Below are 20,732 nucleotides of genomic sequence, written 5' to 3'. Positions count from 1 at the left end.
TCCGATTTTTACAGTTGCAAACCTTTATTGATCATCCGGCGTATGCCGGGTCGTACGGCCGTGGGGTTTGATCGCCACGATCTTCCCCGGGACGCCGCCCTGATCCAGCAACGTATGGGCCTCTTGCACGCCTGTAGCGTCGAAACTGACTTGTTTAGCCACACGTACTGTTAAGCCATAAGTCTCTGCCATGTGATTGTAATACATCAAGATGTCGTGGTCGCTGATTGGCTGTTTGCCACCGGCCGCGGCAATCGTGACATCTTCCACCGCGGGAATATTGCCGGTATCGCCCACCGTCGTGATGGTCCCACTTGGCTTGACCAGCCAGGCGGCCAGTTCGCCATTAGTCCCATTCGTTGCGGCATCCACCACGAGGTCAAACTGATGCGCCCAATCGGCATTGTGCTGCATCGGCCCATCGTAGAAGTACACATCATCCGGCAGCAGCCAGTGGATGAAATCCGCATGGCGCTGGCCAGCCACGGCTAACACCGACGCACCAGCATATTTTGCCAGTTGAACGGCTAATGAACCGACACTACCGCTGGCACCGATAACCGCGATTCGTTGACCTTTTTCCAAATGTCCCAACGAATGGACCAGCGCATAGGCCGTCACTCCGGCATTGGGCAGGGCGGCAGCATCCAGAAACGATAAGGCCTGACTCTTCGGGGCGACCTTGGCCAAAGAAGCGGTCACCACATCAGCATAGCCCCGTAACGGTCGATGGTTCATAACGATATCGCCAATTTTATACTCGGTGACCCCGTCTCCTAACGCGGTAATCTTTCCCACCACATCCTGACCGGGCACAATGGGGAAAGAGAGCGGGCGGTTATTCGCCTGTTCACCACGGCGTAGGCTGGCATCATAGGGATTGAAGCCAAACCCGATCACTTGAATGGCCACTTGCCCAGCTTTGGGCTGCGGTGCCGGTCGGTCAATGGCCGTGAAGACTTCTGGGCCGCCGAATTGGTTGAATCCGAATGCTTGCATACTACGCCTTCTTTTCTTCTGTGGGCTGCTGGAAATGACTCAGCCAGTTCTGCGCACCCTCGATTTCCGCCAAACTCAATGAGTGACCATTATCACTGGTATGTTCCACCACTGTGGCGCCCTGCGTATTGAGGGCCTTGGTCAGCGCCTTAAACTCGTCTTCCGACACAATGGAATCATCACGGCCGTAAGTCGCAAAAATTGGCACACCCTTTAATGGTTCTTCCGGCCGTTCCGGCAACGGATCGCTGACTGGCATCGGGTGGAAAAGCACCGCGGCGTGGAACACCGGGCCGCCCCGCAAGAGCAAATCGGCAGCAATGTTGGCGCCGTTGGAATAGCCGACCACAATCGGCGTAGCCAATGGCAATTCCAAATGACGCATGATCTGAATCAACGCGTTCAACAGCCACTTTTCACCGACAATAAGGTCTTGCTGGTCAAAGTGGCCATCGGCGGTCCGCTTGAAATAGCGGTTTTGGCCATTTTCCTGGACCCGGCCCCGAATCCCGATCAATGGGCTGTCTGGGAAAAGGTTCTCGCCAATGGAGCGCAGATCCTTCTCATCGCCGCCAGTACCATGCAGCAAAATGATCGGACTGAAATCCTTGCGTCCTGGTTTATAGTCGTAGAAAATATCGTCCCCTAATTGTGCCATGAGCTAACCCTCCTTACTCAAATCGGTATGCAGCGGATGCAAACCCGCCTCAATTTCGGCCCGCCGAGACTCTAAGAACGGCGGTAATTCCAAGTGGATACCGGCTTCCTCGTAAGTCTCGTCTTGTAAGAAGCCAGGACCATCCGTCGCAATTTCAAACAAAATCTGGGGGGCGGCCCGGAAGTATTCTGACTTGAAGTAGAAGCGATCGATGAACCCGGATTGCGGTAAATCGAAGGACTGCAGCCGATTGATCCAGAAGTCCAGCCGCCCGCGATCTGGTACCCGCCAAGCCGCATGATGGACATTGCCGTAGCCTTCAACCGCTAGCGGTAAATCTTCCCGGTGTTCCAGCACAATTTGGCCGCCATGACCGCCGTTATTGACTTCATATAGCGTGAATTGACCCTCTTCGGCCTTCTTCTCAAAGCCCATGACAGTGGTCAATAACAAGTTAAAATGGTCCTTGTTGTAGACAGTGACCCGCACTGGTCCCAAGCCGCGAATGGCAAATTCTTCCGGTACCGGGCTGTCTCGCCATGGTGTGCCCCCCGGCACCCCGTGGTTGTCTTCATCGGAGATCAATTGATATTGCTGGTCATCGAAGTCGTGGAACGGTAATACCTTGGCCCCAAACTGCGTCGTAATCGGCTCGTGGGCCACATCATTTTCCGTAAAACGCTTTTCCCAGTAATCCAAAGAAGCGTCGTTGGGGACCCGGAAAGATACCCGGGAAATCGTATTGGTTCCCTTAATGCCCTTGGGAATCCCTGGGAAGTCAAAGAAAGTCATATCAGTACCAGGCGCCCCCTTATCATCTGTAAAGTACAAATGGTAGGTGCGCACATCGTCTTGGTTAACGGTCTTCTTAATTAAATGCATCCCCAGCACTTTTGCAAAGAAATCAAAAATTCTTTGACCGTCGCTGGTGATGGCGGTCACGTGGTGGACCCCCAACAATGTGTTCTTCGGTTCCAAAGCGGTTTGACTCATGACAAATCCTCCCTCCAAAACGAGGCTGCGACAAAGCTTTGTGCTTCGGCACAACCTCACTGACGACGAAGTTCCCTATTCTTACCCTTTATTTCTAAAAATACCCCGACGTATTAGTCCTTGACAGGATCGTTGGCAATCTCTTTACCAGCGTTAGGACCAGCATCTAGAGAAACGATCCGGTCCACATCGATGATGACGGCGGCTAAGGGTTGGGGCAGTTTGGTGCCTTCCACAAACTTCTTAGCAGCCTCCATGTAAGGCCCATCGGTGTAAGTATGAGCGCGGCCTTCCACCCGGAAGCCCTTCAAACCAGGGGTGGGGTGAAAAGCAACGGCTGCTTTGCCCGTCTTTTGGATATTGTGCCACGCTTGCCGGCCGGTCTCTTCGTTATAGATCAAATGCTCGTCATCAAAAGCGCGCATTGTGCCTTTGGGACCGACTTGCGGATTGCCTTGTTCGTCGGCAGTGGCCAAAAAAGCCAGCGCCTTATCCATTAAGTCCTTCATTTCCGGGGTTAGTTTTGCCATAAAATAACACACCTTTCTTTGTCTAAATGATGGCTTGACGATTGTTGAACGATGTTATCGTTGGGTTATCGTCAGTCATCACCGATAGAATAACACGTTTTCAAGAACAGCGTATCACGTTTAGGGAAGAAAAACAGCTCTGGTGCTCAAAAAATAGTGAAAAAAATATGGGCCTGAGCGAAAGTTGTCGGTGATTGCCGTGCCAATGCTGCGCAAGCTGCGGTGGCAGGGGGCTGGAACGTGGTGACGGCGGTTTGAGCCCGCTGAGGAGCGCGGTCTCAAACACGCCTAACGTCATCAGTGGCCAAGACCGGGCCACTGTGACGTTTCCACCACTGAGCCCCCTGCCACCTTCGCTTGCTCCGCATTGACACTACATACATCAGGATTCAGACTTTTCGGCAAACCCATTCCATACATAGCATATTTTAAAGTTAACTTTTTTGATTGGCTAATACTTGTTGTAAGATGCCGACCAAATGCTTCGCGGCTGTTTTGTGGCCTTCTAGATCGGGGTGGCTGCCGTCGCTGGTGGTGATGTTCCAGCCGGCGGTTTCGACAACTTGGAGGCGGTCGCCGCGGTGAGCAATATGGCGGATAGGTTCACGGAGGGCTTGATTGAACGGTACCATTAATAGAATGGCGGTGTCATAATCGTAGACACCCCGTAGCTGTGCGGCAAAGCGGACATAGGCGGAGACAAATTCTTCCACCGGATAGGCTTGATCATTGGTTCCTAAGTTCACGATGACCGCATCCTGGCCAGTGTTGACGGCCCAAGGGGTACGGTCGTCGATGTGGCCAAAGAAGTCCTTGGCGGCCGGGACGCCGCCCTTGCCGGGTTGCAAAATCCCGGCAGCACTGTAAGCGATGCGAGTTTCTTCCGCACCCAGCTTTTCTGCCGCCACAGCAGGATAGGCCGCTTCCGCGCGATAATCTTTGCTCGGGGAATGACCCATGACCCAGCAACCAGCAGTAATGGAATCACCAATAAAGGTTAATTTCGGCCCTGCTGGCGCAATCGGTGTTAACGTCCCGCCATCCGGCAAAGTCACTCCGGAGAACGCAAAACCTGCAGCCGCATCAGCGTTCCACACAGGGTCATCGTCCGTGTTTCCCGACATCACCACGGTGACCTGATGGGGCTGGGGCGATACTGCCAGCATGATGGGCAGGTGGGCCAAGTCAAAATGCACGAAGCGACCATCGTCGATGCGAATCGCCACTTGCGGCGGAATTAACTGACTGGTGGGTAAAAAGTGGAGAATTGCCCGGCTGGCGCCATCAAGTTGGAAGCTGAGGGCCGCTCCCAAATTGGTGGTATACATCACAAAATGGGGCCCAATGTGACGGGCTTGCCAGCGACCGGTGAAATGAACACCAGGGAAAATGCCGTTTGCTGCTGCTTTTTGCCAACTCATCAAAATGGGACCCCTTTCTGTGCTACCACTGTTCGTGATTCCAAGCGCGACCGTCGATTTCGCCGCCAGTTTGCGTGATTCGCCGAGCTTGTTCCTCCGCCAGTGCGGCCAGCTCGGTCAGTATTGCGCGAGCCGTATAATCCTTTTCACCCGCAGCGGCCTGAGCAATCTGCTTAGCTAATGGATCTGTCGTCATCTCAGCAACCACTTCCTACTCTATTCTACCGTTTTGTTCTTCGTCTTGACGCATTTGTTCTAGGGTGTCGTGTAAATCCGCCAATTCGTCTTGTTGCGATTGCAAAGCTGCCGCCCACGCGGCATATTCGGGATGCTGACCCGCATTCTGCGTAAGCCATTGCTGGAACCAGGCCACCCGATCAGAAAAGTGCGCCCGGGCTGGCAACGACAAATATTGGGCGTAAGTCACCAACAAGTGCTGCCGCTCCCGTTCAGTCATATAGGCAAATTGTGCGATGGGAAAAATCGGCAGCATCGTCATTTGGGCCGCCTGGGCTAGAGCATCCAATGGGCGCATCAATTCGCTAAGTGAAAAATGCTCCCGGCCGCCTAACCGATACGAATCCGGCGCCTGACTGAATGTCACCACGAGCCCCAGTTCTTTGCTAGCCAAAGGCGGCTGTTCGCCTGCCCGGCCATAAACAAATGGGGTCGTCCAAACCGTGTCAAGCCACTGTTTGAACACCCCAGGCATACTATACCAATATAATGGAAATTGAAAAATCAGCCGATCATACCGGCGCATTTCACCCTGTAACCGGGCAATTTGCGTCGATGTATCCACCGGCTGAGTCGTGACGTCCCACCATGTCGTATCCGTCAAAGTAGTGGCCACTTCTTTGAGAAAAGTTTGCGTGCCCGAATGGACCAGATCAGGATGGCCCACCAAAATTAATGTTTTGGGCATCAGCGATACTGATTCAAGAACGCCGCAGTCTGATTAAAGGCCAGCACCGCATTCTTGGACCGTAACTGGAATTGATATTCATGATAGACCGCCTGATTCGGTCCAAAGAATAACGTGGAGACGGGCACATTGTGTTCTTTCAACACACTGGCCAGTTTCTGGGCATGGCCTTCAAAGGAGCCTGTGTTGCCATCTGTTAAGAAGGTCGGTGGGAAGTCATCGGTGACCTGATCTGTGGTCGATGACTCCTGCGCTTGTTTGGTGTTCACCCAGTCACGGGTGCCCATGTACGCCCACCCCAACTGATTGACCATGAATTGCAGCGCTTTGTTTTGAATCGTCGCCAATGTCTTCATATCGTATGGGCCGCAATACAATACCGCCGCAATGATCTGCTTCGGTGCCAGTTGCGGCGTCAAATTCATTTCCTTGGCCAGCTTCGGATTAGTTTGCACCGCAATATACTGCGACGCCATCTGGGCACCAGCCGAATCACCACCGATGATAATCCGATTCATATCCAGCTGGGGATATTCCGCCTGATGATCCTTAAAGTATTGAATGGCTTCCCCAAGTTGAATGATTTGATCCGGATATTGGGCATTGGGAGCCACTTCGTAGTTGACTGCGACCATGTTGTAGCCCTGGGTCGCCGTCATCTTGTATGCCCAATCCCGAACCGCCTCCTTGCTGCCGGAGACAAAAGCGCCGCCGTGCAACCAGAAAATCACTGGCTGTTTACCCTGATTTTTATCTGGGGTATACAGATCCAGTGTGTTATTCGTGAATTTAGATGGATACGTAATATTGGCGGTACGGTGCACTTGGACTTCATATTGGTCCCAACCCTTGGGAGATGGACCAACTTTCGCCAACTGCGGCATCTGGGCAATCATCGAGGCAAACAGCTTCGGCGACGTATTGAACGAAATTACAATACCAGTGATAAAAGCCAGCAAAACAAAACCGATCCATTTACCGACACCCTGCAGAACCCGCAGCACTTTCTTCATCCGCACCCACTCCCTTCCGGTTCCAATATCGTACAAAACAATTGTACCGGTGGGCCTAGGAAAACGCAATCAAATTGCTTAGACGTTACGAAAATGTTATATCTTTCTCCGTCCCAATGCCGTTGCTATGCGGAAAGCAACGAAACGCGAGAATGCTCTGGCCTTCACAGCACAATGGACTAGACCACTATGCCAGCTTTTTCTTATTCAGCACCGCCACTGCACCGCCGAGCAAACATCCCGTCGCTACCACAGCGATAGCCATGCCCGGGGCAAGTTTGGCCAAGTCTTTGGTCCCTTGCACCAGTGCCATATTGTCGCCGATCAGCGACACTGGATTGTAATTCTGCGCATCTTTGAACAGGTTCACCAGATAAAGGACGGCCATCACCAGAATGGTGAACAGTAAACCGCCATAACTATTGCGGGCCAAGGTGGAGCCGAACAGAATCACAGCCAAGAAGAATAGACCGAACAACAACAGCGGGAGAAAACCGGCCACCACATGGGGGCTACGGCTATCGGGGAAAAAGTATACCGTGTACCCCCAAGTCACGAAAAATGCACTGCTTACCACGACGACCCATTCCACGACAAGACAGAGATATTTGGCCGCCACAACTGCCCACCGAGACAGACCCTTCGTGACCAGATTGATTAAGGTCCCCCTGCTCAGCTCTTGGCTCATTGTGCCGCCAAACATGATGGCGACCACAAAGATGCCAATTTGAGCGATGTTTTTATAAAACTGAGTCCAGGAATCCACCGATGTCGGCTTAGGCAGTTTAATGCCCAGGCTGTCACCGAAACTCATTTTCATAATCTCCGGCGTCAGCTTAGCGATAAATGGACTCATCAGCGCAAAAATCAAGAACACGACTGCTAGGATCATGAAGCGATACGTCCGCCATGATTCCAGCAATTCTTTTTTGAAGAAAAACCATACATCTTTCATTTCTTAATCACCGCCAAAAAGATTTGTTCCAACGTCGGATCCACTTTATGCAGCGCCGTGGGCGTCAGGTCGGCTTGCACTAAGGCCCGCAAAACCTGCTGCGCCGCCGCGGTATAATCGCCCTGGTAGGTCAGTGTCACCGTCGTCTCCGTCACTGTCACCTGATCGCCAAAAGTCGGCCGCAGCACCGTCGCACACTGCTGGGCAGCGGCTGGTGCCGCAAAACTGATGGCGATTTGGGACTGACCATATTGCTGGTGCAAATTGGTCAACGTGTCACAAGCCTGCAGCCGCCCGTCGTGGAGAATTCCTACCCGATCACTGATCCGTTCTACGTCACTGAGAATATGCGTCGAAAAAAGCACGGTGACTTTGCCCCGTAAAGACGCCAACAATTCCAGAAACTCGTTGCGGCCGGCAGGGTCTAACGCACTGGTGGGCTCATCACAGATTAGCAGCTGAGGATCGTTCAATAATGCCTGGGCAATGCCAAGACGTTGCTTCATTCCTCGGGAAAAGCCGCGAATCCGATGTTTATTATCCGGCAACCCGACCAGTTGCAGCATCTCAGTAATCTTGGCCGCTCGATTGGGAATCCCGGTGATTTCAGCACATAAGTTAAGATACTCGCGGGGGGTCATATAACTGTAGAAGGCCGGTACGTCTGGTAAATACCCGGTGATCCGGTTGGTCTTGGTGGCGCCAAAAGTGACCGGTACATCCCCCACTTCGATCTGCCCATTGTCAATTTTTTCCAATCCCAAAATTAAGCGCATGGTCGTGGTTTTACCCGCGCCATTTTCACCCACAAAGCCAAAAATCGAACCAGTGGGAATGCTAAAATCCACGTCCTGCAACACTTGTTGGCTGCCAAAGCGCTTCTGGACATGGTGCAGCGTTAAAATATCAGTCATTAGTTATCTTCGCCTCGACCAAATACGAAATACACAATCGGTCCGATGATTTGAATGAAGACCACGATGATGATCCACATCACTTTATTGCCAAACCGGTAGTGGGGGTGGCGTAATACGTGGACCAGTGCCGTGACCATCAAGGCCAGTTCCAATATAATCAGCGGGATAAAAATCGGTAAATATTTTATTAATACTTGTACATTATTGTTCATGATTAGCCTCCATTTGTTGTCGAATCGCAGTCATCCGCGGGTCGCCCTGGTATGGTGCAAACATCGGCCCGTGCAGTACATAATCTCGTAAACCAGCCTGCACCTTTTTGGGATCTCGGGGCAGTTGGGTGCCAATATCCAGGTGTTCCAGCCAATCGCCAATTTGATCAAAATAATCATCCCCGTACAGTTGCACCGGAAATGGCGTCGCAGTGAAAATGGCCGCGTAATCGCTCAGTACCGTGAATAGCAGATCGGCCTGGTGCTGCTGGGCAAAGCCTGTCGCCGCGGAAAGCAGAAAGTTCATCATGGCGACTGGGTTAAGCTGGGCGAAATGGAACACTTGAGCCAGTCCCTGCGCTCGCCGATAGGTTTCCGCAAACTTTGCTGGATCGTCCACTAATAGCTGCAGGTAATTACTGAACTGGCTCATCATGATGGATAAGTATTGGGCCAGCGCGCTTTGATACACAGCCCTAGCCTTCGTGGTCTGATTTTGCTGCTGATAGGCCGTCGCAATCAGGCTCTCTGCGGGTAAAAAGACCGGTGTGCGGGTGCCAAGGAGGGCCAGTACTTGCTCCGGTTTGTTCTGTATCAGCAATGTGTAGCCTTCCATATTTTTAGCCTGGGCCACCAATGCGGAGTCCTGGGCATTTTCCCGCACATGGACAAATAGCTTTTGGGCTTCTGGCACATAAGTTTTCAATTCGTCATCACTCGACTTTCCCGGCAGCAAATCGAAATGATTGATCAACAGCATACCCATTTGTTGAATGAACGGATAGCAGGCATAGTACCGCCGCACAAAGCTGCGAATTCTTTGCAAGACGACCGCGCCTGACTCGGTTTCAAAGGAATCTTTCAGCGACGCATAAATGTTTTGAATTTCTTTGGTCGACAGTTGCGGTTCGTAATCGAGCAGATCATCGATCCGTAAATCAAAGTACGCAGCCAGAGCCGGTAATAGGGTGATGTCTGGATAAGTTTGGCCAGTCTCCCACTTGGAGACAGCCGCTTTGGAAACACCGATGAAATCTGCTAATTGCTGTTGGGTGATGCCGCGCTCTTTGCGCTGGGTGACCAGCACGGGGCCAATGTTCACTCGCATGTCGTTTTCCTTCTCTCTACATTGCTAATTCTAAGCGGTCGGTGGGGGAAAGTATATGGAGTGGTTGTCAACTAATCGAGAGAAAAATCAACCAGAGGTATACAAAAAAGATGGGCTAAAAGCTTGTGGTGATGGGGCCGTGCCAAAGCTGCGCAATCCGCGGTGAAATGTGAGCATCTGAACAACAACAGGTCGCTTTGGGGAATATAATATAAGGGGACATTCTGATTGTTCTTAAAGTCATTGTTAGGTGGAACTTTGGAGTGTGTTTAGCATGAATAGAAAAAGCGCCCGTGCTGTACTGCTATCTGTAATATTGATTGTATATCTTTACGCATTGCTGCTCTTGGGTGGTGGGTATACGACAATGCGGGGAAAGATTATTCTGCTGATTTTCTTGTTGCCCGTATTCGTTTTGATCATGCTCTACATTAGGGGATCGGCATGGACGAAGTCGTATTCTCTATATCTCACATCGGCTACGATTGCCATTCTGGCGTATGGGGTGATTCGTGATGCCGATCAAGATCTTGGATTTATATTCTTGTTTATCGCTGGTATCTCCTTGGTAGTTGGAATTGTGGATACGCACAAACAAATTGTGCGGAAGAGAAATCGTCATGTTTAAGACAAGTTTTAGTCGGTGGCCAGTCTGATGGTCGGATGCCGATCCATTAGCGGAGACAAAAAGCCAGACAAATTACGCATTTTTGAGGGAATACAAACCCCGCCAACCCTTTGAAAATACAGAGTTGGCGGGGCTTCTTGATGTTCAGTGGCAAAGACCGGGTTGAACCGTCAATTATGCCGTAACTGTTCGTTAGGATAGATGACGACTTTGAGTGATTCGCCCTTGTCTGTGCGGGTCTTTTCTAATGCATCCTTGGTCTGACTTAGTGGGTAGAAGTCGGTGAGCAGGTTCTCGGCGAGGCCCATGTGCTTTTCTAGGATCTCCAGGCCCAGCGGATACGTATTAGCGTAACGGAAGATACCAAAGACTTGGGTTTCGTGATCGGTCATGAACGGAATATCCAGAGGGACAGCATCGGTGGTGGGGACACCGATGTAAGCCAATTTGCCGCCGCGTTTGAGCGTGCGTAACGCGGCTTGTTCCGCCTTCGGATTACCGGATGCTTCCAAAACAAAGTCTACACCCTCGCCGTTCGTCATTTCGGCAATGACCTTGCGGGGATCTTCTTTTAAAGCATTGATCACCCGATCGGCGCCCATCTTTTTGGCTGTTTGCAACCGCAAATCTTGGGTGTCACTGACAATGATCTGGTGTGCGCCAAAGGTTCGGGCGGCTAAAATAGCCAGCAGACCGACAGGGCCGCCGCCGGAAATGAAGACCGAGGAGCCAGGCTTGATACCCAATAGTTGCGCCGCATGGATGCTCACCGAGAACGGTTCGTTCAACGTGGCGATTTCATAGCTCATATCGTCTGGAATCGGGAACAAGAAATCTTGGGGATAAACAATTAGCTCGGACAGATCACCATTGACCGGCGGAGTCGCCATAAACTGCATATTCGGACACAGGTTGTACCGCCCACTACGGCAATAACTGCAGTGGCCGCAGGGAACACCCGGTTCGATGGCGACCCGATCACCGCGCTTCAAGTTTTGCACATCATCACCAGTGGCGACCACAATACCAGAGCTTTCATGACCCAAAATCAATGGCTTCTTCACGACAAAATCGCCAATGTGACCGGTGTCATAATAGTGAACATCCGAGCCGCAAATACCGACGGCGACAATCTTGACCAAGACATCGGTGGGCTTCATGGCGGGTAAAGGCGTTTGCTCTAAAGAAATATCAAACACTTTGTTAAGTACCGCGCTGCGGGTTGTCTTGGGTAAATTGTCCTTTTGAATATCCGGTAAAGCGACTTCTGTTTTTTGTTCCATCATCATTAAAACCTCCAAAATGGTTGCTAATTGCGTATCGTTTTGAGTAAACGATTGCTCATTCGATTACCCAAATGATGCCATGTTAGGTTTGCTTTGTCAATACTTTTGATTTGCATGCCTTGAGTCTGTGACCTGGCAGCAGACTTCTTGCGGCCGCGATCAGCAAGTGGCCCGCTTGCGTAATTATTACGCATATCGGTATAATGGCATTAACAATCTGATTACGTGGAGGGAATTCTATTGAGCGTCACCATTAAGGACATTGCCGCCGCTGTCGGTCTTTCCACTGCATCCGTCTCCCGCATTCTTAACGGTCGGGGACGCTACAGCGCAGCTTCGGCCAAGCGTGTGCAGGCTGCGGCCGCTGAGCTTGGTTATTTCAAAAATCGCTCTGCAGCGGACCTGGCCAGTCCCCAACAGCGGCGTACTATTGGCGTGATCAACTATCTGGCCGCCACGAATGCTAACGACCAAGTGATCCAAGGTATTTTAGCGGAAGCTCGGGAAAGGGACGTAGAAGTCACCATCATGTATGCCCAGCGCGACAATCAGGCTTCGATTACGCGAGTGGTCAAAAGCATGATTGAGCGGCAGGTTTTTGCTGTGCTGTTCCTCTCTGTTCGGCCAGATCAAACCGTTGTGGACACCCTGCGGCAAGCCCGTATTTATCCGCAAGAAGTCGCCAGCGCCAGCGATTTAAATATTTCATCTGTCTCTTCCGACGACTTTCAGATTGGCTACCAAGCCACTGATCTGTTGCTGCGCCGGGGTTATCGCAGAATTGCCTTTGTCGGCGCCGATCCGCAAAAAGATATTATTGGTCGTTACCGGTACGCGGGTTATACGGCGGCATTGCAAGCCTATGATGTCACGCCAGCCAAGGAGTGGTTATTTATTGGTGATGGTCAATATAGCTACCATTCAGGGTTGGCAGCCGTCACTGACTTTTCTGAACATCCCCAGACCGCCGTCGATGCTGTCTTTGCCACCAGTGATGACACAGCCTTGGGCATCGTGAACGGGTTATATGATTTGGGCCGGCCTTTTTCACCTGGCAGCCTCGCCGTGATTGGCGTGGACGGCAGCAGTACCTGCACCCGGGCGCGGCCGCAATTGAGCAGTATGACCCAAAGTTTTGATCTCATTGGCCGCACCGCCGTGGCCGAAGCTGTCCATGCAGGGGACCAGGTGGATCAAATCAAGCGCATCGAGATCCCTTTTACCATTGAAGAACGTCAGACCACCCCGACTAAAAAATAACGGACACACAAATAGGCCCCAGAAATCTTGTGCTGTGATTTCTGGGGCATGTTTGTGCCTGTCCGCTAAACCTTAGTGGTCGCCACCAGTGCTTCATGCTGCTTAATATGCTGCAAATAATTCTTGTTCCGCGCCAACAGCAGCAGGAACAACGCTTCGATGGCACTCATGGCAGCGACTCGGGAAAAGAAATACTCCGACTGTAGAATTTTTTGCCGCACCGCGGTCATGATGTACCAATCGGCCTGGAGCGCAATGGGGGAATCCGACCGGTTCGTGAGGGCGATGATCGCAATTCCTTTTTCCTTAGCGACAGCAATTTGTTTCAACAAATTACGTGTTTCCCCAGAGTTGGAAATAACCAGCAGCACTGCGCCCACCGGCAAATTCATTGTCTGCCCGATGGCGGTTTCCCAGGATTGATCGGCCACCGCCAAAATACCTAATTGATTGAATTTATAAACCGCATCCGCCGCCACTGGAAAGGTGTCCCCCTCTGCCGCCACTTGGATCATACTGGCAGCCGCCAATACCCCCAAAATGGAATCAATTGTGGCCGCTGCGGTGTGCTTCAGAGTCCCAGTAATTTCCGCCACCTTATTATCCGTAATCGCCTGCAGCGACTTTTGCAAATCGTGGGGGTCAATACTGCGGTAATAACTGTCCTGATTTTCTGCCACCTTAGCCAGTTCAATTTTCAACTCATGGAAACCGGCCAAACCAAGGTTCCGGCAAAAACGAGACACCGACGCATCACTCACCGTCGCCGCTTTGGCCAATTCAGAAATCGTCATATTCACCGGCACCGCCGGATCAGCCAGAATGACTGCCGTGATTTTACGGTCTGTGACCGACATCTGGGGCTGTTTGCTGTAAAGCACATCAATAATGTTGTCATGCATGTCGAATCCCGCCGCCTTAAATTATTTTCGTAGATTTGAAAAACGTGAAAACCATTCTCCCCCAATCTACCCCGGCGACCATTGAAAATCAAATTCAAAAACAGTTCTTGACTAAAATTAATTTCAGGATTATGGTTTGTGTGAAAATAAATTTCTAGGATAACAAAAGAGAGCAGATGATTTTCTTGTCCCCAGTCACAAAGCAAGCCTTGCAGTATATCCAGCCGCATATGACAGTGAGTTTGGGCGGCGGCCGTCATATGCAGTCCTTGGCCGACGCCATCGCTGCCGCAGTGATTACCGATTTACGCATTACCAGCCCCTCGGAATTGACCCGCGCCTATTGTCGAGAGCGGCATTTACCCACAATTGCCCAACCCAATCACATTGACGTGGCTTTCGACGGCTGTGACAGTGCCGATGCCGATCTGAATCTGCTCAAGAGCAACGGCGGCATCCACACACAGGAAAAAGTATATGCCCAACTGGCTCAAAGCTACATCATTCTGGCCCCCAGCACCCGTGTCCAGCACCAGTTAGATCCCCAAGTGCCGCTGTGCCTGGAAGTCGTCCCCGCCTGTGCGGCACTGGTCGGCCAGTTCGCTGCCGGCTTGGGGTTAAAGGTCCAGCAGCGTGTGGCGGCAAATTATGCCGGGTACGTCTACACCAGTCAGGGTAATGTCCTGCTGGATTGCCACGCCGCGGATTGGACTAACATTGCGCAGATTGCAGATCAATTGAGTCGTTTTAACGGTGTCGTCAGCACTTCCTATTTTGCCAATTTAACATCTTGCATCTTGGCCGAAGCCGCCGATGGTACCGTCACGGTGATTAAGAAAGGTGATTTGAAATGAAAAAATATAATTGGGGTATGATCGGCACCGGCTGGATTGCCCACGAAATGGCCGATGCGTTGAACAAAGTGAATGGCGAAATCTACGGGGTCGCTGACGTCAACGCGGAAATGCTGAACAAATTTGCCGCTGAAAAGCATGTGCAACATACCTACACTGATGCAGACGCGATGATCGCTGATCCCAACATCGACATCATTTACATTGCGACTCCCCACACGTACCACTATCCCTATATCAAAAAAGCCCTGAATGCTGGTAAACACGTCTTTGCCGAAAAGGCGATCACGGTCAATGCTAAACAATTCGACGAAGTCCAAAAAATGGCCCACGACAAGGGATTGATCCTCACCGAGGGACTGACATTAATGCATATGCCGCTGTATCAAAAGGTCCATGACCTGATTGCCGCAGGCGGGTTGGGTGATATTCACCTGGTTCAAGTCAATTTTGGCAGCTTGAAAGACTACGATCCCAAAAATCGTTTCTTCAACAAAGCCCTGGCCGGCGGTGCGCTCTTAGATATTGGCGGTTACGCCACCGCCTTTGCCCGCTCCTTCCTCGCTAGTCAACCGAATGTGACACTGACCACTGTGAAATTCTTTGAAACCGGCGTCGACGAACAATCTGGAATTATTCTCAAGAATCCCCAGGAACAAATGGCGGTCATGGCCTTATCATTGCGCGCCAAACAACCGAAGCGCGGCGTTATTGCTGGCACAAAGGGCTACATTGAAATTGACAATTATCCCCGGGCGACGGAAGCCAAAGTGACCTATACCGCTGATGCCCATGAATCCACTACCGCCTTGCTGCAAGCCGGCAATGCCGACGACGCGCTGGTGTATGAAGTCCAAGACATGCAGCGCTACATTGCTGCCGGGCACGACGATGGTCAGTTGCAGTTATCCCATGATGTCAGTCATATTATGGATAACGTGCGCAACGCTTGGGGAATGAAGTTTCCGTTTGATTGATCGGCCTCTAAAATCAAGCACGCGCACGACGCCAATAAAAAGACAGTGCCATCAAGCTTAATCCCATGCAGTAGATCGCGCCGGATATGAGTTGCCCTTCTTTGATCGACTTAATAAAGACGATTAACACGACGGCTAATGCAATCAACAGGTCTACTTTGGAATAAGGTTTTGGATTTTTATGAATACCAATAAACATTAACAACACAGCCAGCACCAATAAAATTTTGGCCAACACACCCGATAATATTAGACCTACAATCAGCGCCAGTATTCCGCAGTAGTACAGAATTGTATACAAAAGAATCATCCTTTCTCGCCTGGTATGGCTTATCCCATGGCGCCAGAGAAACTGGGGGCCCTCAAAAATCGAAGATACTGGTACCTTTCGACAAATTTTGGCCGATCAATCAGCTTGCCATAGAATATGTATTCACACCGAGGTCGAAGAAAGTCGATTGGCGCATAGGAACGCGCTGGTTCATTTGCCAGAGTGAATGAATCCACACTTTGCTAACTTTGAAGACTTTAGCGGTATATGGTAACGCTATTATTTAGATCTATTGTGCGTCAATACTCTTACGATAATGTAAGTTCAAAAAACAGAGCCGAATCAGCGGTATCATTGTGCGCCTATGAACAGCAAAAGCAGCAGAGGCGAATCCTCTGCTGCTTTTGCTTGTCTATTTCCTGTTCTGTGTCCGTTTTGCGCGTATCAATTCAGCTTTCATGTGCAGCCAGGACCAGACTCGACGTTGATCTTGTCGTGTACCTACATCAATCCCGTTGATCAGATAATCCAACCATTCAAGTACCAAATCGGCCATGATTGACACCCCGCTTTGTTAGGGAAAAACCAGCTATTTTCAATATTTATTGTACGCTGAAATGTGAGCGAAAGCTCTTTCTTTGGCTTAGAAATAAGCCTGAATAAATAGGTACGCCGCCAGTCCAAATGCCGCAAAAGCGATCAATGTCCGCATCAATTTCACCGGGACATGCCGAACCACAATGGGGCCGCAATAACCGCCGATCAAGAATCCTAATCCCAAGGGCACCACCACTAGCCAGTCTACTTTTCCTTGAAATGCGTAAATGACTGTCGCGACAGCGTTGGCCATAAAGGCCATGACATTCTTGAATGCATTCAATACTGCGAACCGTTGGGGCAGGCTCAACGTTAGAATTGCTAAAATGATCACCCCGCCAGCCGCACCAAAGTAGCCGGTGTACGCACCGACGAGGAAGAGACCAATGACTTTCAAAACCAGGCCAAACTTGTTTTGGTCCCGCAATCTGGGAATATCTTTCCGGTCTGCTTGCCGCCCGCTGACCAGCAGTAAGATACCCGCTGAAAGAATAAAGAAGGGAACGACATGTTCAAAAGTGGACGCCGGTTCGATTAGTAAAAGAATTGAGCCCAAGATACCGCCGGCCAGCGTAATGGCCGTCAGTCCCGTCACTAGTTTGCCTTCCCCCTTTAGTTCCCGGCTGGAGGAAGTCGTGGCGCCAATTCCAGAAAGCACTAAGCCGGCGGTATTGGTCACGTTGGCCACCACTGGCGGAATGCCAATCAGCAGCAGTGCAGGATAAGAAACGAGGGATGCCAAGCCGGCAATGGAGGCCAACAGACCGCCCATAATACCCGCCCCAATCAGGTACACAAAGATCCAAAATGTCATAACGATTTCCTATCTAGGTGCAATTTTCTTTTCTTGGTCAGTTTCCACCCGAAAACAATGATGTGTCAAGATAAAGTCAAATAAAGGTCCCGCCACTGAAATGTCGCAGGACCCTGTCATAGATTAATCTGAGACGGTTTTAACCGCAAAACGCTGGTTGATATCTTTCAACAACGCTACCGCATTGTCGTGAATCTGGCCAGAATCATCACCACTCAACACATTCGTCGCCGAAGATTCGTACACTGGCGCCTGGCCCACCCCGCTGGCCTGGCCAAAGCCATAATTCACGCCTTTGACAGCGCGGGATTCATATTGGCCGGTTTGCTGATTGAGGAAAAATTGGCCGTTATCCCCATGGGCAGTGACAAAATCTTCTTTTTGATCGAATCGATTGTGCTTCAGAAACTGCAGACTGGCATCGTGAGCAAACGGCTGAATTGCCGTGATCAACTGATCCCCGATCCGCGGCAGAGGCATTTCGCTATCCTCCACAAAAACCGGTTGCTGCTTTTCTTCTGCCGTTGGTTCCTGCAAGTTCTCAAAATCCTTCTTTGGGTAGTACCGCCACTGCGCACCCACCGTCGTCAACCCGCCTGGCTGCACAACATGGATATCCTGCCCCGTCAAATCAGTCACTTGCCGAAACGTATGCTGCTGCGTCACATGTACGGTGATGACCGTATAAATATCATGGGCATCAGAATCACTTCGCGTACTCGGCTGCCACTGCGTCACGACGCCGCTAATCAAAATGGCCTTGTTAATGCCAGAAGCCAGCTCATTCACCTTAGCCGGATTAGCCACCGCCAAATCACTAATGCCACCAATATAAGACTTGGCTGCCTGCTTAATCGTTCCCGCCTGCTTCTCCCCATCCCGCTCAGCCTGCGCAACGATTTTCCCAAGATTCTCTTTCTGAGCATCAACCTTCGCTTCTTTAACAGAAGAAGTTTCTGCCTCTGCCTTTCCCGCCTGAGCAGCCGGCCGCGAAGCACATCCACTCGCCAATATAATCAGAAAAGGTACCGCGACCAGTAACTTCAATTTTTTCAAGTTCTGCATACTGTTTTCCTCCCATTTACTTCTGTTTGGTTGGCCCCGATACCATTCGAATCACGCTCAGCCGAGTGCCAATGCGGAGCATTGGCACGGCAATATCCACACCGACCATATCATATTGATCAATCCCAAACAATCAAAAAAGGCGCAGGATAATTTTCCCACGCCTTTTCCATCATGAAATCCTAGTTATCAGAACTCAACAACAATTCATCATCCGTCATCTGCTCCTGACTCGCCTTATTAAACAACTCCAACAAGTCCGGCACAGTCAAATGCTTCTTCTCATCCCCGGCCACATCCACGACAATTCGCCCATGATCCAACATCCACAAGCGATTCCCATACTTAATCGCATCCTGCATATTATGGGTGATCATCAACGCAGTCAAGTCCTCTTCCTGCACCAACTGCTGCGTCAATTGCAGCACAGTCGCGCTGGTTTTAGGATCAAGCGCCGCCGTATGCTCATCCAGCAGTAATAGTTCCGGCTTTTGCAATGTCGCCATCAGCAATGTAATGGCTTGGCGCTGGCCGCCGGAAAGCAACCCAATTTCAGTATCCAGCCGCTCTTCCAGCCCCAAGTTCAACCGCTTCAAGGCTTCCTTAAACCGCGGCCGAGATGAACGCGGTGTACCGATGCGGAACAGCGAATGGTGCTCGCCCCGCTTCAGGGCCAAGGCCATATTTTCAGCCACGGACAACCGTTGGGCCGTGCCCATCTTCGGGTCCTGGAAGACTCGGGCAATCCAGCGCGCACGGGTGGTGACAGAATCATAGGTAATATCCTTGCCTTCCAGCACGACCTGGCCGGTATCCACCGGCAATGTCCCGGCAATGGAGTTCAACAGGGTCGATTTACCAGCCCCGTTACCCCCGATAATGGTCACAAACTCGCCCTCGGTAACAGTCAGATTGATTCCCTGGAGCGCATGGGTTTCATTGATCGTGCCCCGTTCAAAGTATTGATGCAAATCACGAATCGTTAAAACTGCCTCGCTCATTTTTTATCCTCCTGACTGTTCCGCACCAGTTCTGCGATATGCTGCTTGTTCAACCGCCGCCGTTGGCCTTGGCGCACCAGTTTCTGCGCTAACGGTAACGCCAGCAAGACCGTCAACAAGACTGCGTAGAATAGCCGCAAGTCGTTGGGGTCTACGCCCAGCCACAGGACGAAGGCGATGATCAACCGGTAAACGACCGCCCCAACAATGATGGTGATGAGCCGTTTGCCAAAGGAGAGATTGTGCACCAACACTTCCCCAATAATGATGGCAGCCAAAGCAATGACGATGGTACCGACCCCCATGGAAATATCTGCGTAACCGTTCGATTGGGCCATCAACGCCCCAGCCAGGGCAATCAGCCCGTTGGAGATCATGTAGATCACGATCTGCATATTGGCGACGTGCACCCCGTTCGCGGCACTCATGTCAGGGTTGTCCCCCACCGCCCGGGCAGCCAAGCCCATTTCCGTATTGAAGAACAACACCAGCAGCACCATGATCACCACGACGATCAATGACCCCACGATGATCACCTGGGTGTTACTACTGAATTGGTCAAAGGCACTGAAGACGGTTTGTTGACCGAGTAAAGTAATGTTGGCTTTGCCCATGATGCGCAAGTTAATAGAATACAGTCCGGTCAGGGTCAAAATCCCGGTCAGCAGTGCCGGAATCTTTAACCGGGTGTACAGCAGGCCGGAAATCAAACCTGCCAGCATCCCGCCGAACATCCCCACCAGGGTAGCCAGCCACGGATTGGCGTGGTTCGCGATCAGGCTGGCCGCAAACGCCGCACCTAAAGGAAAGGCGCCTTCCGCGGTCATATCGGCGATGTCCAAAATCCGGAAAGTGAGGTAGACCCCAATGGCCATGATTGACCAAATCAGCCCTTGCGAAAGACTCGATAACAGAATATCCATGATGAAAAGTAATTCCTGCTTTCAAAAATGTCCTCAAATGTATACACATCCGGTCTATGGTGGTACTTCAGATTTAGGCCCGTGGAGGACAGTGTTTAGTCGATTTCGTTAACGCCGATATTCCCCCAACTGAACAAGTCAGCTGGGACAGTGACCGACTGGAGAATCATCTCTGAACGGTTGCCCGTTCTGGCGGAAGCCCCGCCGCATACGTAATTAAATTCTGCACTGCATTATCATCTCGATCAACGACGAAGCTGCACTCATAACAACGGTAAGTGCGGTGCTGGTGATAAATGCTGTCGCCCTGCAAAGTCATCTTGCCGCCATAGCTGTCTGTGGTTTTGACATACCCGCACCGCGAACAGCGTTGGGTCGACGGAAAGAAACGATCAGCGATCACCACCTGGCGATGCTGCCAAG

Annotated in this window: 24 protein-coding genes; 4 read left to right on the top strand and 20 right to left on the bottom strand. The window is 51.1% G+C overall.

Annotation, left to right across the window (positions count from 1 at the left end):
* Nucleotides 1-24: 24 nt before the first annotated feature.
* The 12 genes from FD09_RS12070 to FD09_RS12020 all read right to left on the bottom strand — a co-directional run bounded on the left by FD09_RS12070 (nucleotide 25) and on the right by FD09_RS12020 (nucleotide 9,731).
* Nucleotides 25-999, bottom strand: coding sequence for an NADP-dependent oxidoreductase (locus tag FD09_RS12070; RefSeq protein ID WP_057821737.1), 975 nt, complete (start codon nucleotides 997-999; stop codon nucleotides 25-27).
* Nucleotide 1,000: 1 nt separating this feature from the next.
* A complete protein-coding gene (locus FD09_RS12065; protein WP_057821734.1) occupies nucleotides 1,001-1,657 on the bottom strand; it encodes an alpha/beta hydrolase in 657 nt (218 codons plus the stop codon).
* Between the two features lie 3 nt (nucleotides 1,658-1,660).
* Nucleotides 1,661-2,650 (bottom strand): ring-cleaving dioxygenase, encoded by a 990-nt coding sequence (locus FD09_RS12060; protein WP_057821732.1) that lies wholly within the window; start codon nucleotides 2,648-2,650, stop codon nucleotides 1,661-1,663.
* Nucleotides 2,651-2,763: 113 nt separating this feature from the next.
* Nucleotides 2,764-3,180, bottom strand: coding sequence for a pyridoxamine 5'-phosphate oxidase family protein (locus FD09_RS12055; RefSeq protein ID WP_057821730.1), 417 nt, complete (start codon nucleotides 3,178-3,180; stop codon nucleotides 2,764-2,766).
* A gap of 434 nt (nucleotides 3,181-3,614) precedes the next feature.
* Entirely contained in the window at nucleotides 3,615-4,601 is a 987-nt protein-coding gene (locus tag FD09_RS12050; protein WP_057821728.1) for a GDSL-type esterase/lipase family protein, read from the bottom strand.
* 22 nt (nucleotides 4,602-4,623) lie between these two features.
* Complete coding sequence (locus FD09_RS16575; protein WP_164480545.1) at nucleotides 4,624-4,797, bottom strand: hypothetical protein; 174 nt, start codon at nucleotides 4,795-4,797, stop codon at nucleotides 4,624-4,626.
* A gap of 15 nt (nucleotides 4,798-4,812) precedes the next feature.
* Nucleotides 4,813-5,526 carry an NAD(P)H-dependent oxidoreductase gene (locus tag FD09_RS12045; RefSeq protein WP_057821726.1) on the bottom strand — a complete coding sequence of 238 codons (714 nt, stop codon included), beginning with the start codon at nucleotides 5,524-5,526 and terminating at the stop codon, nucleotides 4,813-4,815.
* A complete protein-coding gene (locus tag FD09_RS12040) occupies nucleotides 5,526-6,539 on the bottom strand; it encodes an alpha/beta hydrolase (protein WP_057821723.1) in 1,014 nt (337 codons plus the stop codon). Before FD09_RS12040 ends, FD09_RS12045 begins: the two co-directional genes overlap by 1 nt.
* Nucleotides 6,540-6,726: 187 nt before the next feature.
* A complete protein-coding gene (locus FD09_RS12035; protein WP_057821721.1) occupies nucleotides 6,727-7,494 on the bottom strand; it encodes an ABC transporter permease in 768 nt (255 codons plus the stop codon).
* Nucleotides 7,491-8,408, bottom strand: a complete 918-nt coding sequence (locus tag FD09_RS12030) for an ABC transporter ATP-binding protein (RefSeq protein ID WP_057821719.1) — start codon at nucleotides 8,406-8,408, stop codon at nucleotides 7,491-7,493. The genes FD09_RS12035 and FD09_RS12030 overlap by 4 nt, the downstream gene beginning before the upstream one ends.
* Nucleotides 8,408-8,623 carry a PLDc N-terminal domain-containing protein gene (locus FD09_RS12025; protein WP_057821716.1) on the bottom strand — a complete coding sequence of 72 codons (216 nt, stop codon included), beginning with the start codon at nucleotides 8,621-8,623 and terminating at the stop codon, nucleotides 8,408-8,410. The genes FD09_RS12030 and FD09_RS12025 overlap by 1 nt, the downstream gene beginning before the upstream one ends.
* Nucleotides 8,613-9,731: a helix-turn-helix domain-containing protein gene (locus FD09_RS12020; protein ID WP_057821714.1), complete on the bottom strand. Its 1,119-nt coding sequence runs from the start codon at nucleotides 9,729-9,731 to the stop codon at nucleotides 8,613-8,615. Before FD09_RS12020 ends, FD09_RS12025 begins: the two co-directional genes overlap by 11 nt.
* 274 nt (nucleotides 9,732-10,005) lie before the next feature.
* On the opposite strand from FD09_RS12020, the gene FD09_RS12015 reads away from it, so the two are divergent.
* Nucleotides 10,006-10,359, top strand: coding sequence for a hypothetical protein (locus FD09_RS12015; RefSeq protein ID WP_057821712.1), 354 nt, complete (start codon nucleotides 10,006-10,008; stop codon nucleotides 10,357-10,359).
* Nucleotides 10,360-10,529: 170 nt separating this feature from the next.
* Here the strand turns inward: FD09_RS12015 and FD09_RS12010 are convergent, their stop codons facing one another.
* Complete coding sequence (locus FD09_RS12010) at nucleotides 10,530-11,645, bottom strand: NAD(P)-dependent alcohol dehydrogenase (protein WP_235812287.1); 1,116 nt, start codon at nucleotides 11,643-11,645, stop codon at nucleotides 10,530-10,532.
* A 240-nt stretch (nucleotides 11,646-11,885) separates the two neighbouring features.
* On the opposite strand from FD09_RS12010, the gene FD09_RS12005 reads away from it, so the two are divergent.
* On the top strand, nucleotides 11,886-12,905 hold the full coding sequence (locus FD09_RS12005; protein ID WP_057821710.1) for a LacI family DNA-binding transcriptional regulator: 1,020 nt from the start codon (nucleotides 11,886-11,888) through the stop codon (nucleotides 12,903-12,905).
* 65 nt (nucleotides 12,906-12,970) lie between these two features.
* On the opposite strand, the gene FD09_RS12000 is transcribed toward FD09_RS12005, so the two are convergent.
* Nucleotides 12,971-13,807 (bottom strand): MurR/RpiR family transcriptional regulator, encoded by an 837-nt coding sequence (locus FD09_RS12000; RefSeq protein WP_057821708.1) that lies wholly within the window; start codon nucleotides 13,805-13,807, stop codon nucleotides 12,971-12,973.
* 176 nt (nucleotides 13,808-13,983) lie between these two features.
* Between FD09_RS12000 and FD09_RS11995 the strand changes: the two genes are divergently transcribed.
* Complete coding sequence (locus tag FD09_RS11995; RefSeq protein ID WP_057821706.1) at nucleotides 13,984-14,661, top strand: ribose-5-phosphate isomerase A; 678 nt, start codon at nucleotides 13,984-13,986, stop codon at nucleotides 14,659-14,661.
* Nucleotides 14,658-15,638, top strand: a complete 981-nt coding sequence (locus FD09_RS11990; protein WP_057821705.1) for a Gfo/Idh/MocA family protein — start codon at nucleotides 14,658-14,660, stop codon at nucleotides 15,636-15,638. The genes FD09_RS11995 and FD09_RS11990 overlap by 4 nt, the downstream gene beginning before the upstream one ends.
* Before the next feature lie 13 nt (nucleotides 15,639-15,651).
* On the opposite strand, the gene FD09_RS11985 is transcribed toward FD09_RS11990, so the two are convergent.
* The 6 genes from FD09_RS11985 to FD09_RS11960 form a co-directional block, all read right to left on the bottom strand.
* The gene (locus tag FD09_RS11985; protein WP_157053798.1) at nucleotides 15,652-15,939 is read right to left on the bottom strand and encodes a hypothetical protein; all 288 of its coding nucleotides are present in this window, start codon (nucleotides 15,937-15,939) and stop codon (nucleotides 15,652-15,654) included.
* A gap of 613 nt (nucleotides 15,940-16,552) precedes the next feature.
* Entirely contained in the window at nucleotides 16,553-17,320 is a 768-nt protein-coding gene (locus FD09_RS11980; protein ID WP_057821701.1) for a sulfite exporter TauE/SafE family protein, read from the bottom strand.
* A gap of 123 nt (nucleotides 17,321-17,443) precedes the next feature.
* Nucleotides 17,444-18,385 carry a hypothetical protein gene (locus FD09_RS11975; protein ID WP_057821699.1) on the bottom strand — a complete coding sequence of 314 codons (942 nt, stop codon included), beginning with the start codon at nucleotides 18,383-18,385 and terminating at the stop codon, nucleotides 17,444-17,446.
* A 182-nt stretch (nucleotides 18,386-18,567) separates the two neighbouring features.
* Nucleotides 18,568-19,386, bottom strand: coding sequence for an ABC transporter ATP-binding protein (locus FD09_RS11970; RefSeq protein WP_057821697.1), 819 nt, complete (start codon nucleotides 19,384-19,386; stop codon nucleotides 18,568-18,570).
* Complete coding sequence (locus FD09_RS11965; RefSeq protein WP_057821694.1) at nucleotides 19,383-20,309, bottom strand: ABC transporter permease; 927 nt, start codon at nucleotides 20,307-20,309, stop codon at nucleotides 19,383-19,385. The genes FD09_RS11970 and FD09_RS11965 overlap by 4 nt, the downstream gene beginning before the upstream one ends.
* Nucleotides 20,310-20,475: 166 nt before the next feature.
* Nucleotides 20,476-20,732, bottom strand: a 257-nt coding sequence (locus FD09_RS11960; RefSeq protein ID WP_157053797.1) for a zinc ribbon domain-containing protein, incomplete at its 5' end; no start/stop codon positions are given.

The organism is Schleiferilactobacillus perolens DSM 12744, from assembly GCF_001435585.1.
Taxonomy (GTDB): Bacteria; Bacillota; Bacilli; order Lactobacillales; family Lactobacillaceae; genus Schleiferilactobacillus; species Schleiferilactobacillus perolens.
Note: the sequence above shows the minus strand (reverse complement) of the source record. Positions and strands in the feature narration are given on the sequence as shown.